Raw genomic sequence first — 14,333 nt, 5'->3', positions numbered from 1 at the left:
ACTGCCTGTTTTAAGCGGGTACCCGCAGCCAGAGCAGCGGGTACCCGATGATTCTTCGGCTGCGATCAGTTGCCGCCGGTCTGCTTGCGGAACTCCGCAACCACCGCCTCACCCTCGGGGCCGGCCTTCTGAAGCCATTCTTCGACCATAGTCTTGCCGACCTCGCCAAGCTCGGCCTTCAGCTTATCGGAGGGCGGAGCGACCGTCATGCCGTTGTCCGCGAGGATCTTCTCGGCTTCGGTCACCTTTGCCGCGCTCTGCTCCCACCCCCAGGCTTCGGCTTCAAGCGCCGCCTGCTGAACCATCTCCTTGATGTCGTCGGGCAGCGACTGGTAGACGTCCTCGCGCACGAAAACCATCAGTTTGGGCAGCCAGGCATCCGTCTTGTAGTAGTAGTTGGTGTATTCCCAGGCCTTGTATACGACCCCCGAAGTCGGGGCTGTGTTGAAGCTGGAGATCAGCCCCGTCGCGAAAGCCTGCTGCATCTCCGTGATCTGAACGGTCGTCGGGACAGCGCCCATCAATTCCGCAAGGCGCGTCGTGGAGGGATTGTAGGCGCGCATAGAGAGGCCCTTCACGTCGGCCAGTGACTTGATCTCGCGGTCGAAGAAGAAGCCCTGCGACGGCCATGGCACGGCATAGAGGAGACGAACGCCGCTCTTTGCCAACTCATTGGTCAGCGGCTCGCGGGTCACGTCCCAGAGGATCTTGGCCTGCTCGTAGGAGGTGACGAGGAACGGAATGCCGTCGAGCTCCCAGAGCGGGTTCTCGCGCCCCAGGTTCGTCATCAGTTCGGCGCCCATTTCGACCAGCCCATTGCGAGTGGATTCAAGCACAACCGGGTTGGCGAACAGCGATCCGCCATGATGCGTGGTAATGTCGAGGCGGCCATTGGTACGTTCGCGCAGCGTGTCGGCGAATATCTGCATCGCTTCGCTCTGGAACTCAGTCGCCGGGTAGTGGTTGGCGAGGTTCCAGGTAAATTCCTGTGCTTGCGCGGTGAAGCTGATGACGGCGGCGACGACGCCGGCGGCGATTGTTCTCAGTAGTGTCATGTTCCAACCTCTTTCATTGTTTATTGGTCGCGGGGGAGCAGGGCGGAAGGCGACGCGCAAGGTAGCGGCCGGTCCCGACAGCATCATCAATCAGTTGATGGTCGCGAAGGGCGAAACGGCCGCGCGATAGCGCATGGAGCACGGGCGCCTTCAGGGACATGCCGTCATAGATAGAAAAGCCGGCATCCGTAGCGCGGGTCTCCGGACCGACGACATAGTCCGCCTCAAGGTCAACGATGGCGAGGTCAGCGTCGAGGCCGATGGCGATATCGCCCTTGCGCCCGCCGAAACCCATGATCTGCGCAGGATTGGCTGCAGTCAGCGCGGCGATGCGTTCCAGCGATATGCCGCGCCGATGATAGCCTTCGGTGAGGAGAACTGGAAGGAAGGTGTCGAGGCCTGGGCAGCCCGGCGACGCACCCCAGATACCGCCCTGCTTTGACGCCATCGTCCGGTGGACATGGTCCGTGCCAATCGTGTCGATGGTGCCGCTGGCAATGCCCTGCCAAAGTGCCTCGCGATCATCCGCTGTTCGCAGCGGCGGGTTGATCTTGCCAGCAAGCCCGATGGAGGAATTCACATCGTGGGTCAGGTAGTGATTGCAGGTTTCGATAAGGACCGGACATCCTTCGCGGCGCATGGCGAAAGCGGCGTCGAGCGCCTCCCGCGACGAGGTATGGACGCAATAGACGGGCGTCCCAGTGATCCGACCGAGATAGGCTGCGCGCCGGATCGCTTCCGCCTCGATGAAGGGCGGACGAGCTGCGTTCCATGTCTTCAGTCCGCCTGCACCTTCGGAGTCCTCTTCCCGCATACGCGCCGTCAGCGCCCAACCGATTTCGATGTTCTCGGGGTGCGGGCACAACATGCCGCCGAGCTTGCCGAGCTTTTCGAGCAGGCGGAACATGAAGCCGTCATCGATGCCCGGCAATCCCAGCCGCTTGCCCTCGTCGCCGCGGATATTCATGAAGAGCTTGGCGGTGGGAACGCCGAACTCCTGGATATAGCGCGGCAGGGAGTCGAGCTGCGCTTCGCTCGCGATGATGAAGTGAAAGCCGAAATCGATGCGGGCGCCCGCCTCGGTGACTCGCTTCAGTTCTTCGAAGAAATTCTCGTAGGGCTCTGCGCTCATCACATAGGGGATGAAGCTGGTGACACCGCCCAGGAGCGCCGCTGCGGTCTCGCTAGCTGCGTCCGACGGGACGCGCGGCCGCGAGATGTCATTGCCGTGGCCGAGGTGGAGATGGACGTCGACCGCGCCTGGGAAGATCGTCAGGCCCGTAAGGTCGACCCGCTCAGTGGCATCGACAGCGGTCCCACGTTCGACGATGCCCGCGATGCGCCCACCGGTAATCAGGATGTCCGCCTCGACAACCCCTTTTCTAGGAATGACGACATCGGCACCGCTTAGGATCAAATCAAACTTCATGCCACCCCTATGAACCTTCGCTCTCTAGAGCAGCCGCGAGGCTTATCGGTGCAATCTCTGCACAGCTCATAGAAAACTGTCAACAGTTGACGCATTATCGGCCGGTACCTATTGTTCCACACCAACGAAGAGGAATCGAATGGATGGCCATGTCGGCAGGCAAACGGCTTCGGCAGATGATTGAGGAGCGGCGCGCGCTGCTTGTTCCCGGTGTAATGAACGCCCTTGCAGCCCGCATTGCCGATGATCTCGGCTATGAGGCGCTCTACATCACCGGCGCCGGCGTGACCAACGCGCTGCTCGGGCTGCCTGACGTCGGATTGATCAGCCCGACGCAGATGGCCGACACCATCGCCTGCGTGCGCAACATCACCGACCTGCCGCTTATCGTCGACGGCGACACCGGCTTCGGTAATGCCGTCAACGTCTGGCATACCGTACGCAGCTTCGAACGCTCAGGCGCCAATGCGATCCAGATCGAGGACCAGGTATTTCCCAAGCGGTGCGGCCATTTTGACGGCAAGGCAGTGATCTCGGCAGCCGAGATGGCGGAGAAGGTGCGGGCCGCCGCCGAGGCAAGGCTGTCCCCGGATTTCCTGATCATCGCGCGCACCGACGCCTATGCGACACACGGTCTTGAGGAAGCGTTGACCCGGGCTCGGAGGTTCATCGAGGCTGGTGCCGACATCACCTTCGTCGAGGCACCGCGGCGGATCGAAGACATTCGTCTCGTGGTCAACACTCTGCCGGTGCCGCAGCTCGTGAACATGGTCATCGGCGGCCAGACCCCGAGCGTCGGCCTTGACGACTTCCGTGCCCTCGGTGTCGGCCTGGTGCTCTATGCAAACGCGTCCCTGCAGGGCGCGATCCAGGGCATGCACAACGCGTTGTCACACCTTCACGACCATGGCGTCCTGACCGAGAACGACGGCCTGGTTGCGACCTTCGCGGAACGGCAGCGCCTCGTGGGCATGGCGGAATTCAAGCGCCTCGAGGCCCGTTACGCCGTTGCCGATTCGGATTGACAGGAAGGCTTCCGCATTGATGTCGCCCGGGCTCTTTTCGCCTTTCAACCTTCGCGGTCTGCGGCTCGACAATCGCATCGTCGTGTCGCCGATGGGGCAACATTCCGCCGTGGGTGGCCATGTTAATGACTGGCATCTCGCTCATCTCGGGCAACTGGCGGTCTCTGGGGCGGGCCTTTTGATCACTGAAGCGGTTGCCGTTGAGCCGCGCGGGCGCATCAGCCCTGGCTGCCTCGGCATCTGGTCCGATGAGCACATCGCGGGCTACCGCCGTGTTATCGACTTCGCCCGCACCTATGGCCAGACGAGGATGGGTATCCAGCTCGGCCATTCCGGCCGCAAGGGCTCGGTGTCACAATCCTGGTTCGGGCAAAAGACCCTCTCTGAGGCAGAGGGCGGCTGGGAGATCGTCAATGCCTCACCCATCGCCTATCCGGACCGTAAGACGCCGACCGAGATTGACCTTGCGACCATCGGCCAAACAACACGGCAGTTCGCCGACGCCGCACGACGCGCCGATGCTGCAGGCTTCGACGTGATCGAGATCCATGCCGCGCACGGCTATCTGATCCATGGTTTCCTCACGCCGCTCCTCAACAAGCGCACGGACGCCTATGGCGGCTCGCTTGAGAACCGCATGCGCTTCGGTCTCGAGGTTTTCAGTGCCGTGCGCGACGCGTTTCCCGCCGACAAGGTTGTCGGCGTCAGGGTCTCGGCCACAGACTGGATCGATGGCGGCTGGACGCTCGAAGAGACGATCGAGTTCTCCAGTCGGCTGAAGGCGCTCGGCTGCGACTATATCTGCGCCTCGACCGGGGGCGTGTCGCCCGAACAGCAAATCCCGGTCGGACCACTTTACCAAGTGCGTTTCGCGGAGTCGATCCGGCGCGAGACCGGCGCGGCCACGATGGCAGTCGGACTGATCAACGAGCCCGAGCAGGCCGAAAGTGTCGTGGCCGAGGGCAAGGCCGACCTCGTCGCGTTGGGCCGGGCAATGCTCTACAATCCGCGCTGGCCCTGGCAAGCCGCCGAAAGCCTCGGTGCGCAGGTCTATTATCCTGTCCAGTATGACCGCGCCCACCCCTCCATGCGCCGGAACAACGCCTTCATCGTCCAGCGCGAACGCGGCTCCTGACACGGTACCAGGGCTACGTATGGCACGAATCCGAGGCGCAGAACCTCATCGGGCACCGGCAGTCGTCGCATGGACTAGACGTTCTTCACTGTGCGGAAGTCGTTGGGCGAATGTCGATCGCCCAACCATTGACCGTCTCCTTGATGTCCCTGACGGCAAGCACATTTGCGGCAAGGCAGCGTGGGAAAGATTCTCAGAAACAGATTTCTGATTAAACTTCAATAACTTGCAGGAAGATTGGCTGGGCCCCTGGATTCGCTGCCAGTGTAAACCAACCCCGCAAGCCACTGACCAGATCTGGTCCCAAGGCCATGTCAGCGCAATGAGCATCATCTCTGATGCCGGATACAGGCACTGTTGATCTGTCGTATGGCATGCGTTCTCGCTGAAGAAGAACTCGACCGTATCGTCCATGGCGTCGATGACGCAATACGTCCAACGATCCGAACAAGACGATAGGCAGCATTCCAAAACTTGTGGTCTGACAAATAAATGGTACCGCAGTTAGGTATCTACCAGCATTCATCCGTCTTTATGAGAGATGGCCTATTTCAATCCCACAGAATACGCTATGTTGACACGATATTGGGCAAAGGCTAGGGATCATTGGTCCAACAAATGGCTAATGTTAATCTGCCTCGGCAACGGTATGGCAATGGAGTTTGGTGCTGCTACACGGCAACGGGATTTGTCTGAGCGTGCGTCCGCCGTCGACGCCGTCTTGCTGCAGATCCGCGGGCTGATCGCAGGTGGCGGGCTGAAGGTAGGTGACAGCCTCCCCACGGAGCGCGAGCTTTGCGCACAGTTCAATGCGAGCCGCAACACGGTGCGCGAAGCCATGCGCATTCTGAAGGCTTACGGCCTTGTGGAGGTGCGCCCGAAGGTCGGCGCAACAATTACCGACAACCGCATGTCACGCGCCTTTGAGCTGTTCTCCTTCAACACCATGGAGATTTCCCGCAAGACTTTCAGCGATGTGCAGGCGTTCCGCGACCTGCTTGAGGTTGGTTCGGCTGAACAGATATTCGAGCGCCTCGCGGCGAGCGATATCTACGACCTCCACCAGATCAATCGCCGCCTGGCCGATATTCACGATATCGAGGAAGCCTCGGAGGTTGATTTCTCCCTCCATTTGCGGCTGATTTCGATCCTCAACAATGACGCCATTCTTGACGTCTACAAGGTCATGAAGCCTGTCATCCTGCGCATCATGCGAACAGGAAAGACGCGGCGCACCTTCAAGACCGAGACCTATCGCGAGCATGAAGGCGTGATCGAGGCGCTTGCCGCCCGCGACCGCATCGCCTTCCAATACAGGCTGCGTAGCCATCTGATGACCGGCTTCAAGCACTTCAATGAAGACTTGGAGCAGAGCGGTGACGGCGGGAAAATTGCGGAGCGGGCCGGCGCCAGCCCGTAAACATAGCCATGAAATGGCGCATACAAGGGAGGAAAGCGTTATGAATATACTATTGAAATACTCATCAGCGTTGGCGGGGCTCGCGCTGTCGGCGCAGATGGCGGTTGCAGGTCCGGAAATCGTATCCGGCCCCGGTGCCGACCCCGAATGCTTTGCGCCATGGTCCACGGACACGAAGTATCTGCAATGGGAAGCGCGCGAAGGCCCCTACCGGATCGCAGTGGTGAATGGTTTCGTAGGTAACACTTGGCGCATTCAGATGATCAAGACGGCTAAGGCCTATGCGCAGGATTCCGCGATCAAGGACAAGATCGCCGAATTCAAGGTCGTCTCTACCGGCACGGATGCGCCGGCACAACTCGGCGCCATTGAGGACTTCATCAACCAGGGCTTCGATGCGATCATCACGATCGCCGTTTCGCCCGACGGCTTTGACCGTGTCATCCGCCTGGCGGACAGAAACGACGTGGTTCTGGTGCCCTTCGACAACGTGCTCGACACCGACAAGGTTATGCAGGTGAACGAGGATCAACTCGCCATGGGTAAGACCTGGGCCGAGTTCCTGTTGAAGGAACTGAAGGCCCAAGGCAAGACCTCAGGCAAGATCCTTGAAGTTCGAGGCCTGCCGGGCAATTCGGTAGACCGGGACCGCTCAACCGGCATTCATGAGGTGTTCGATGCCTCTGGCGGCGATTGGGAGATCGTTCAGGTGGTTGGCAATTGGGACGACGGGACCGCGCAAAAAGTGACGGCGGACGCCATAGCCGTACATGGCAAATTCGATGCCATCGCCGTGCAAGGCGGCACGACCGGCGTTGTCCAGGCGATGATGGATGCGGGTCATCCTCTTGTGCCGATTGCCGGCGAATCCGAGAACGGCTTCCGCAAGCTGGTCGCCAAGCACGCAGGGGAAGGCCTGAAGGGCATCTCCATCGGCCAGTCGCCGGGCCTCGTGGCGATCTCCATGAAGGCAGCCATCTCCGCTCTTGAAGGCCATCCCATGCCGCAGCTCATATCGGTGCCGCTGCCGGTAGCCGATTACACGGAACTCGAAGACGGCAAGAACTACTGGTCGGATCTGCCCGACAATTTCTTCACCGTGAACGAGTTCCCGCCCTGCGGAGTCAACATCTCGGGCCCCGCGATCATGGCCGAATCCGAAGCGGATGTGAAATAGCCATGCAACGCTGAAGGTGTGGCTTCGGCGTTGGACCGGGGCCATTCCGAAGCGCGTTGCGAAAAGGCGGGGAGGGTGCATGTGCCGGGCCATTGTCGAATATCGCTGCATTTCCAAACACTTCGCCGGGATACGGGCGCTGGAGAATGTCGACTTTTCCTGCCACGCCGGTTCGATCCACGGCATATTGGGCGAAAACGGCGCCGGCAAATCCACCCTGATCAAGATCATGGCGGGCGTGCTCCAGCCTGATGCCGGGGAAATGCTGCTCGACGGGAATCCGGTCGTCTTTTCAGGGCCGCAGGCGGCCAGCGAGGCCGGCATCATCTGCATGTTTCAGGAACTGTCGCTCGTTCCCGACCTTTCGGTCGCCGATAACATTTCCATCACGCATCCCCCGCGCCGCTTCGGCTTCATCGACCGTCGCGAGCAGGTCCGGCGGGCGGAAGCACTGCTCGCCCGCGTGCGCTGCGAGGACGTTGATCCGAATGCGTTGGTGCGCGAGCTTTCTCTGTCGCGCCGTCAGATGGTGGAGATCGCCAAGGCGCTGGGCCGCGACCCCAAGGTGCTCATCCTGGATGAGGCGACCTCGGCCCTGACCTCGCACGACGTGCAGACAGTCTATGACCTGCTTGCCGATCTGAAGGCCAAGGACGTGTCGCTGCTTTTCATCTCGCACCGCATGCAGGAGGTCGAGACCCTGTGCGACACACTTTCCGTTTTCCGCAACGGCCAGCACATAGAAACCTTCGCCAAGGGCGAGAAAACCGACCGCGAGATCGTCCGGCTGATGATTGGCCGCGACGTTGAAGCGCAGTTCCCGCCCAAGCCCCCGCTGCGCCCCGCCGCCGAACGCGACGAGCCCGTGCTGCAGGTCAAAGGCCTGAAATGGGAAAACCGGCTGAACGGCATCGATATCGCTGTCCGCCGTGGCGAGATCGTCGGGCTCGGCGGTCTTGACGGCCAGGGCCAGAACGAATTGCTGCTGGCGCTCTTCGGCGTGCTGCGCGGCGTCGAAGGAGAGGTCGTCATCGGCGGCAGGAAGGGCATCCCTGCCTCTCCCGCCGCGGCCAAATCCGCACGCACGCGTCTTGCCCTCGTGCCGGAAGACCGCAAGACCCAGGGCCTCATGCTGGGCATGCCCATCGCCGATAACCTTCTGGCAGCCTCCTATGGGAAGATCTCGCGCGGTCCCTTCATCGACTTGGCGCTTGCCGGCAAGACGGCCAGTGACGGTGTCGAGAAGCTGCGGATCAAGCTCGGCTCGACAGCCGATCCGGTGATGACGCTGTCCGGCGGAAACCAGCAGAAGGTGGTTATCGCCAAATGGCTGGCGATCGATCCCGACATCATTCTGCTCAACGACCCCACCCGTGGCATCGATGTGGGCACGAAGCAGGAGATTTACCGGCTGATGCGCGAACTCGCCAATGCCGGCAAGGCAATCCTGTTCTACTCCTCGGACTATGCGGAACTGATCGGATGCTGCGACCGCGTGTCGGTGTTCTATGGCGGGCGCGTGGTCAGCGAGCAGGTGGGCGAGGAAATAACCGAGGAGAGCCTGGTCGCTGCCTCTCTCAACGTCGATGTGGAGGCTGCATAATGCGTCAGGCAGGGTGGAAAAGATGGCTGATGCAGAACACCGGCTTTGCCGTCGCGCTGTTGCTGCTTGCCGTACTTTATTTCGCCTACAATCTCATTCATCCGCGCGGCTTTTCCTCGGCGGTGGCGATCCAGAACGCCAATGAGACCGTTGCGATCGCCTTTGTCGCAATGGCTCAGACGCTTCCTGTCCTGCTCGGCGGCTTGGATCTTTCGGTCGGCGCGGTGATGACGCTGACCAATTGCATCGCTTCCGAATTGCTCAACGGCTCGCCTCTCCAGATTCTGCTTGGCATGGTCGTCACGTTGCTTGCAGGCGCGGCCTTTGGGCTGGCGAACGGGCTGATCGTTGTCTATGGCCGCATCCAGCCCATCATTGCCACGCTCGCAACAGGCGCGGTGGCTATCGGTTTGGCGCTGCTCGTGCGTCCCAAGCCGGGCGGCGATGTCGACGAAGATCTCAGTTGGGCCCTGACCAACGCGGTCTTCGATTTTGCCGAGACCTATGGGCTTGCCGATTCGGGAAATGCCTGGTGGCTCCGCCCGTTTGCCGATATTCCGGTTCCCCTCATTCTCCTCGCCGGCGTCGCTTGCCTTGTCTGGCTGCCGTTCCGGCGCTCGGTGACCGGGCGCACTGTCTATGCCATCGGGTCGGCGGAAGGTGCGGCCTTCATGACCGGGCTGCCGATCGCCCGCGCCAAGATAACCGCCTTCACCCTTGGCGGATTTCTGGCTGCATGCGGAGGGCTCTACCTTGCCATCCAGACGTCGTCCGGCAATGCTGACATCCAGCAGGCCGGCGCCTATACGCTGAACTCCATCGCGGCTGTCGTTCTCGGCGGTACGTCGTTGCTTGGCGGCGTCGGCAGTGCAATCGGGAGCATTATCGGCGCCATGATCCTGCGCGTCATCTCATTCTACTTCCGCATCCTTGACATCGACCCGCTGCTCCAACCGCTCATCGAGGGCCTCATCCTTTTGATTGCTGTTTCCTTCGGCGCAATCCGCACGCTGAGGGTCAAGAATCAGCTCGATCTGTTCAGGTAATGCCATGCTCTTTTCCGTCTCTCCCGAAAACCGGCCGATCATGGTGGCGTCGCTGTTCGTCATTGTCATCCTGCTGGCTGGCACGGCTTATACCTTATCGACCACCGGTACGGCGCCGCTCCTGTCGCCCGGTTATCTTCTGCAGCAATTGCAAACCGGGTCCTTTCTCGGCATTTGCACCGCCGGCATGATGATGGTCATCCTGCTCGGCCATATCGACCTTTCGATGCCCTGGACGCTAACTGCCGCCGCCATGACGGCAACTGCCGTGGGTGGCGAGATGGCGTTGCCCACGGCGCTTGCCGTTGGCCTTGCAGTTGGTCTCTTGAACGGATTCGGAGTGGCCTTCCTGCGCATCCCCTCAATGATTTTCACGCTCGGTGTCGATACCGTCTTGCGCGGATTGATGGTCGCGCAAACAGGGGGCTTCGCCCCGCAGGATTCCGCCACACCCCTGATGCTGTTCCTGGCCAAGGACCGTATCCTGGGCATTCCAGTTGCGATCTTCATGTGGGCCGGCGTCTCGGCGATAATCGCGGTCATGCTGACGAGAACCGGGTTCGGCCGCTCCGTCTACGCGACCGGGTCGCGCGAGGCGGCGGCCTATCTCTCCGGCATCCGCACCCGGCTCGTGATCATGGGCGCCTTCGTGACGTCTAGCCTATGCGCGGCGACAGCAGGCGTGCTTCTGGCCGGCTATTCGGCCAAGGCCTATCAGGGCATGGGCAACGTGTTCCTGCTGCCGGCGATCGCGGCCGTCGTGCTGGGCGGCACGCATATCCTCGGCGGGCGCGGGCGCTATGCCGGCACCCTAGTCGGGGTTATCCTGATCGTGCTTTTGAATTCAGTGCTGTCGATCATGCAAATGCCTGAGGCCGGCCGTCAGATCATTTACGGATGCGTCATCATCGGCATGCTGCTCGCCTATGGTCGAAGCCAGCGCGTTACGTCCTGAGGAGAAACGCCAATGCCCGGTGAGCATTACGAAATCCGCGATGAACGCTTCGCCAGGCTCATCCACTCCAATGCCAGTATTGATATATTGTGGACGGGCGGACGTTGGACCGAGGGCCCAGCCTATCTGGCGGCTGGACGCTATCTCATATGGTCGGACATTCCCAACGACCGCATCATGCGTTGGGACGAGATGAGTGGAGCCGTCTCCATCTTCGAGGAGCCCTGCCGTAACCAGAATGGCCATACTGTCGACCGGCAGGGAAGGCTGATCGCCTGCGAGCATCGTGGTCGCTGCGTGAGCCGCTACGAGATCGACGGTTCGAGGACGATCCTGGCCGACAGCTATCAAGGCAGGCGTCTCAATTCACCCAATGACGTCGTTGTGAAATCCGACGGATCGATATGGTTCACCGATCCGTCCTACGGCATCGACAGCGATTACGAGGGCGACGCGTCCCCGATGGAACAGGACGGCCGGCATGTCTACCGTATAGATCCCACAGGTGGGATCACGCGGGTTATTGACGACATGAAGCAGCCCAATGGGCTGGCCTTTTCACCCGACGAGTCCTTTCTCTATGTCGCCGATACCGGCCGGACGCATTTCCCCGATTGCGAGCCGAAAATCCGCAGATACCCCGTAGCAGCCGACGGAACTTCGGTCGCATCGGGCGAGGATTTCGTGTTCTGTGAGGCCGGCCTGTTCGATGGCTTCCGCGTGGATACCGCCGGAAACATCTGGTGCTCGGCGGGTGACGGCGTTCATTGTTTCACGCTGGACGGAACGCTTCTCGGCAAGATCCTGATTGGGGAAGTGGTCGCCAATGTCTGTTTCGGCGGTCCGAAGCGCAACCGGCTTTTCATCTGCTCCACCACGACGCTGCGCGCGATCTATGTCAATGCGCAGGGCCTGAGGTAGCGGGCATCCGCTAGCCGCTCGGGACAAGCAAAGCTACGACCGCCAACCGGTTGCCGCTGATGAAAACAGCGCACATATCCAGGTGTCATTTGTCGCTCATGCTGTCTGCCGAACGACCGCGCGATAGGGTCTTGGATCAACTTCGCTCATGTCATCTCCAATTCGAGTTGACTGGGCACCTTCCCACTGGAGCGTCGCCGACTGAACGCTTCTTCGCCTGGATAAATCGCAAGAGGGCTTGCCAAAGACTTCGAAGCGGCCGTCAGATTCGCGGCCGCATTCCTCTACGTTGCTCCGCCATGATCCTCATTCGCCGATTGGCCCGTTCATTATGACTTTCGAAACTGACTCTGAGGCGTTCGCCGGGATGCAACGCCTGGTGATGCGCTTCAACGGCACCCTTCGCGGCAAGAACTCGGCACCATTGGACGTGTGGATCGACGATGCCGTCGACTCGAACTCATTCCGATCCTCCGGTTTGCCCGTGTCGATGTCGTCAACAATGCCATCGAGCTGCCGCCTCAAACCCTCAATCGCGCGATGTACGTGGGCAGGCCTGAACTGCTGAGGGCACGAAGGTTGCCACCGCTCCACTCAAATGAGGAAGAACCAAATAACATGACCATAATGATTGTTGCATATGTGCAACACACCTGTGCAAAAGGGTCTCAGTCGCTCGGAGCCTTTGTCCACTAGCCCGCACCGGGCCAGCGCACAGGCAGCCAATAAAATCAATCACTAAACATGATAGAATTACTCAATATTTTGCTTCACGCTGGAACCACTCTAAATCATTGCTGTTGCGACGATTTTCCTAATCTCTTAGCTAGCGTCTGTCCTTCGGTCGATGAGGGCGTTTTGTCATTTCCTGCTGTTGTGGTTCTCGTGGACAGGCTGAAACTCGCAAAACTGATTGGTGCTTTCGGTAAGATGCGACCACGCCTCGAAGCAGTCGCGCAGTCGCGCACCGGGTGCCGGGCGATGGCCGAGGATCTGATCCAGGACGTTTGGCTGAAGCTGGAGAACACGAGCTTCAATGGCGAGGTCAACAATCCCGGTGGCTTCATCACCCAGGTCGCAAACACGACGATCACGGGGCATCTCCGGAAGGAGAGGCGCCGTGCCGAGATCAATGCAGAAGTGTGCGGGCTGTTGTGGGAGAGCGTTGATGAAGCATCGCCCGAACGCGTGCTGATCGGCCAGGAGAACCTCTGCTTGATCTGCGCTGCGCTTAGCGAACTGCCAGCGAAAACGCAGCGCATTTTCCTGATGAACCGGATCGAGCAGATCCCGCATCGGCGGATCGCCGAGATACTCGGTATCAGTGACGAGGCCGTCTACTACCATATACGCCGGGCGCTGGAGCAACTCGCCGAACTTCGCGACGAACTGGTCGACTGATTCTTTCTGCAATATCTTTAGGCAAAGAACGCTGTCACGCGTCTATAGGGTAGAAACGCTCGCATCGAGCGTATCTGCCATTTGAACCTAATTGTGCCGAGTGGATGGAAGAGTCCGAGAAACGCCCCGACATAGACCGACGGATTGCTCTGGAAGCGCGCGACTGGATCGTACGGCTTACCTCCGGTCATGTCAGTGATGGGGATCTCCACCGCTTCAAAGTGTGGCGCGACCTTTCAACGGAGCACAAGCGCGCCTTCGAGCGCGAACGGGTATTCTGGCAACAGTTGCAGGTCCTCGACGGCAAGTCTGACGGTATGCCGCCCCTCTGGCGGCCGCCACAACAAAGACGTGGGTTGATCGGTCGTCGCGGTTTCCTGATTGGCGGGGGCGCTGCAGCCGCTGCCACCGCCGCGATAATGGCAACGCCGCGGCTGCAGTTGCTGTGGAACGCAGATTTCGCGACCGCTGTGGGCGAGCAGGCCGAGATTCCATTACCTGACGGCTCGGTCGCTACCCTCAACACCGACAGCGCGATCGCTATGGATTTCTCGCCGCCGCTACGTCTTGTCCGACTTCTGAAAGGGGAGGCCGAGTTCAAGGTCCGTCCCGATCCATCCTCACTGTTCCGGGTTGCCACGCTGGGCGGCAACAGCGATGCGCTCAGCACGACATTCTCGGTGAAGTCGATCGAGGATGTGGCGACGATTACGGTGCAGGAAGGCCATGTGCATGTCACGGGATCGGCTGCGCCGACTGATCTCACCGAAATCATGGCCGACAAGGTCGAACTCGTCGCGAATCAGCAGACAAGCTATGTCGCCGGCAAGCGGCCCTTGCCCGCTTCGGTCGTCGACGCCGATGTCGTCATGGCCTGGCGCAATGGCAGGGTGATTTTCGAGGGCCGGCCGTTCTCGGCAGCGATAGCCGAGCTCGGCCGCTATGTGCCCGAACGCATCGTACTGGGGCCGGGCGCGAGCCCCAATGTGCCGGTCAGCGCGATTTTCTCGGTCCGGGACGCGCTCGATGCAGTGCAGGCGCTGGCGAAGACGCAGGGCCTTGTGGCGCGCCGGATTCCCGGCGTGATGATCCTCATCACCTGACCACCCACGAAACTTTTTCAAAAATAGCAATTCTATCTTTAGGCAAATTGCCCTCTCACGCGT

Annotated in this window: 12 protein-coding genes and 1 pseudogene; 11 read left to right on the top strand and 2 right to left on the bottom strand. The window is 60.5% G+C overall.

Annotated features, from left to right (window positions below; genetic code table 11):
* Positions 1 to 65: 65 nt before the first annotated feature.
* Complete coding sequence (locus L598_RS07745) at positions 66 to 1,055, bottom strand: TRAP transporter substrate-binding protein (RefSeq protein WP_186444958.1); 990 nt, start codon at positions 1,053 to 1,055, stop codon at positions 66 to 68.
* 13 nt (positions 1,056 to 1,068) lie between these two features.
* Entirely contained in the window at positions 1,069 to 2,484 is a 1,416-nt protein-coding gene (locus tag L598_RS07740; RefSeq protein WP_144861401.1) for a dihydroorotase family protein, read from the bottom strand.
* 143 nt (positions 2,485 to 2,627) lie between these two features.
* On the opposite strand from L598_RS07740, the gene L598_RS07735 reads away from it, so the two are divergent.
* From L598_RS07735 to L598_RS07685, 11 genes and pseudogenes are all read left to right on the top strand, one after another.
* A complete protein-coding gene (locus L598_RS07735) occupies positions 2,628 to 3,509 on the top strand; it encodes an isocitrate lyase/PEP mutase family protein (protein ID WP_246658674.1) in 882 nt (293 codons plus the stop codon).
* A 19-nt stretch (positions 3,510 to 3,528) separates the two neighbouring features.
* Positions 3,529 to 4,644 carry an NADH:flavin oxidoreductase/NADH oxidase gene (locus L598_RS07730; protein WP_144861400.1) on the top strand — a complete coding sequence of 372 codons (1,116 nt, stop codon included), beginning with the start codon at positions 3,529 to 3,531 and terminating at the stop codon, positions 4,642 to 4,644.
* Positions 4,645 to 5,332: 688 nt separating this feature from the next.
* Complete coding sequence (locus L598_RS07725) at positions 5,333 to 6,064, top strand: GntR family transcriptional regulator (protein ID WP_186444957.1); 732 nt, start codon at positions 5,333 to 5,335, stop codon at positions 6,062 to 6,064.
* 40 nt (positions 6,065 to 6,104) lie between these two features.
* A complete protein-coding gene (locus L598_RS07720; RefSeq protein ID WP_144861398.1) occupies positions 6,105 to 7,241 on the top strand; it encodes a sugar ABC transporter substrate-binding protein in 1,137 nt (378 codons plus the stop codon).
* 79 nt (positions 7,242 to 7,320) lie between these two features.
* The gene (locus L598_RS07715) at positions 7,321 to 8,844 is read left to right on the top strand and encodes a sugar ABC transporter ATP-binding protein (RefSeq protein WP_144861397.1); all 1,524 of its coding nucleotides are present in this window, start codon (positions 7,321 to 7,323) and stop codon (positions 8,842 to 8,844) included.
* A gap of 29 nt (positions 8,845 to 8,873) precedes the next feature.
* Positions 8,874 to 9,890: an ABC transporter permease gene (locus tag L598_RS07710; protein ID WP_246658673.1), complete on the top strand. Its 1,017-nt coding sequence runs from the start codon at positions 8,874 to 8,876 to the stop codon at positions 9,888 to 9,890.
* A gap of 4 nt (positions 9,891 to 9,894) precedes the next feature.
* Positions 9,895 to 10,845 (top strand): ABC transporter permease, encoded by a 951-nt coding sequence (locus L598_RS07705; RefSeq protein WP_144861395.1) that lies wholly within the window; start codon positions 9,895 to 9,897, stop codon positions 10,843 to 10,845.
* A 12-nt stretch (positions 10,846 to 10,857) separates the two neighbouring features.
* Entirely contained in the window at positions 10,858 to 11,766 is a 909-nt protein-coding gene (locus L598_RS07700; RefSeq protein WP_144861394.1) for an SMP-30/gluconolactonase/LRE family protein, read from the top strand.
* 349 nt (positions 11,767 to 12,115) lie between these two features.
* Positions 12,116 to 12,363 (top strand): annotated as a pseudogene (locus L598_RS07695) (ISL3 family transposase); the annotation flags it as partial.
* 261 nt (positions 12,364 to 12,624) lie between these two features.
* Positions 12,625 to 13,167, top strand: a complete 543-nt coding sequence (locus L598_RS07690) for a sigma-70 family RNA polymerase sigma factor (RefSeq protein ID WP_186444956.1) — start codon at positions 12,625 to 12,627, stop codon at positions 13,165 to 13,167.
* 104 nt (positions 13,168 to 13,271) lie between these two features.
* Positions 13,272 to 14,270 (top strand): FecR domain-containing protein, encoded by a 999-nt coding sequence (locus L598_RS07685; protein ID WP_144861392.1) that lies wholly within the window; start codon positions 13,272 to 13,274, stop codon positions 14,268 to 14,270.
* Positions 14,271 to 14,333: the final 63 nt, after the last annotated feature.

The sequence above is a fragment of the Mesorhizobium sp. J18 genome (assembly GCF_007829525.1).
Classification (GTDB): Bacteria; Pseudomonadota; Alphaproteobacteria; order Rhizobiales; family Rhizobiaceae; genus VLJP01.
This window is presented reverse-complemented; position numbering and strand designations above follow the sequence as displayed.

Coding starts and splice junctions, on each gene's coding strand:
- L598_RS07745 (WP_186444958.1), bottom strand. CDS start 1,055: ATGACACTACTGAGAACAATCGCCGCCGGCGTCGTCGCCGCCGTCATC.
- L598_RS07740 (WP_144861401.1), bottom strand. CDS start 2,484: ATGAAGTTTGATTTGATCCTAAGCGGTGCCGATGTCGTCATTCCTAGA.
- L598_RS07735 (WP_246658674.1), top strand. CDS start 2,628: ATGGCCATGTCGGCAGGCAAACGGCTTCGGCAGATGATTGAGGAGCGG.
- L598_RS07730 (WP_144861400.1), top strand. CDS start 3,529: ATGTCGCCCGGGCTCTTTTCGCCTTTCAACCTTCGCGGTCTGCGGCTC.
- L598_RS07720 (WP_144861398.1), top strand. CDS start 6,105: ATGAATATACTATTGAAATACTCATCAGCGTTGGCGGGGCTCGCGCTG.
- L598_RS07715 (WP_144861397.1), top strand. CDS start 7,321: ATGTGCCGGGCCATTGTCGAATATCGCTGCATTTCCAAACACTTCGCC.
- L598_RS07710 (WP_246658673.1), top strand. CDS start 8,874: ATGCAGAACACCGGCTTTGCCGTCGCGCTGTTGCTGCTTGCCGTACTT.
- L598_RS07705 (WP_144861395.1), top strand. CDS start 9,895: ATGCTCTTTTCCGTCTCTCCCGAAAACCGGCCGATCATGGTGGCGTCG.
- L598_RS07700 (WP_144861394.1), top strand. CDS start 10,858: ATGCCCGGTGAGCATTACGAAATCCGCGATGAACGCTTCGCCAGGCTC.
- L598_RS07685 (WP_144861392.1), top strand. CDS start 13,272: ATGGAAGAGTCCGAGAAACGCCCCGACATAGACCGACGGATTGCTCTG.